The sequence below is a fragment of the Mesorhizobium sp. WSM4836 genome (genome assembly GCF_055811815.1).
Window position 1 is genome coordinate 1,861 of sequence record NZ_JBVVQF010000063.1, and the last position, 1,266, is coordinate 3,126.

The window sequence follows — 1,266 nt, forward strand, 5'->3', positions numbered from 1 at the left end:
TCGCATCATCAGTATCCGGACTTCGCGCGTCGAACAGTTTGCCGAACTGTTCGTGTCAGATCGAGGACCGGGCATTCCCGAAGAGCAACTGAAACAGGTCTTCGAACCGTTCTTCACCACCAAGGCGGAAGGCATGGGCATGGGGCTGTCCATCGCCCGCACTATCGTCGAGATGCACGGCGGCTCGATAAGAGTCGAAGGTCGGAACGGCGGCGGCGCGACATTCCGAGTTCAGGTGCCGCTGGCACAATCCGGGACGTCGTAGGATGGCGAGCCAATTGGTGCATCTGGTCGACGATGATGCACCGTTCCGCGCGGCCACCACACGGCTGTTGCGGCTGCACGGCTATGCGGTGGCCGAGTACCCTACGGCGGAGCACTTCCTGGAATGTGTCCGCAGCGGCGCCGAGGCGGGCTGCGCTCTCCTTGACGTCAGCCTGCCCGGGCTGAGCGGACCGGACCTTCAGGCGCGACTGGCCGAGCTCGGGTCTCTGTTTCCCGTCGTCTTTCTCACCGGCCACGGGGACGTTCCGATGACCGTCGAGCCATCAAAGCAGGCGCAGAGGATTTCCTGACGAAGCCTATATCCACGGAGGCGCTGCTCGACAGCATCGGCCGGGCCTTTGCCCACTACGAAACGGACATGTGCGGCAGGAGTGGGTGAGGGACGCGCGGAAACGGCTCGACAAATTAACGCCTCGAGAGCGGGAGGTGTTCGAGTTCGTTGTTCGTGGCAAGATGAACAAGCAGACAGCTCGTGCGCTCAGCATCACCGAGCGTACAATCAAGGCGCATCGAGAGCGTATTTTCGACAAGCTCGGTGCTCGGACGATCGCAGATCTGGTTTCGCTGGCGGAGCGGCTGGGGATCCTGTCAAACCAGTTCAGACCGGAAACTGAACAGGCGGCTGAGCCACACAACCAATAGGCCGTGTGGGGCCTGCCGCCTGGCAAGCCGCTCCTCAGCCCCGCGCGCCAAATTGGAAACATTTGTTAATAAAATCTGCCATTTAGCCTGTCCGCAAGGACAATATGAAAATAGCTTCCGGTAAGTAACCTATACCTGAGAGAACAGACCGGTCCATGTCGGGGGGTCGTCGTGCTCTCAGTCTTGGGACAGCCGCACCGTGATGTGGCCAGGCAAGCAAATCTATGTGGTCGACGACGATAGCGGATTCCTGAAAGGGATCGAGCGCCTGCTCCGCGCTCACGGCTTCGAGGTCAGGTCGTTCTCATCGGCCGAGGAGTTTGAGGCGGCGGCTGATCC

Annotated in this window: 3 protein-coding genes; all 3 read left to right on the forward strand. The window is 60.6% G+C overall.

Translation table 11 applies throughout. The features are described 5' to 3' along the window. On the forward strand, window positions 1-265 hold a 265-nt coding region (locus AC0L2P_RS32000; RefSeq protein ID WP_473507215.1), incomplete at its 5' end, for a sensor histidine kinase. 1 nt (window position 266) lies between these two features. Continuing rightward, complete coding sequence (locus AC0L2P_RS32005) at window positions 267-575, forward strand: response regulator transcription factor (protein WP_473507216.1); 309 nt, start codon at window positions 267-269, stop codon at window positions 573-575. Between the two features lie 136 nt (window positions 576-711). Beyond that, entirely contained in the window at window positions 712-927 is a 216-nt protein-coding gene (locus tag AC0L2P_RS32010) for a LuxR C-terminal-related transcriptional regulator (RefSeq protein WP_473507217.1), read from the forward strand. Window positions 928-1,266 lie beyond the last annotated feature (339 nt).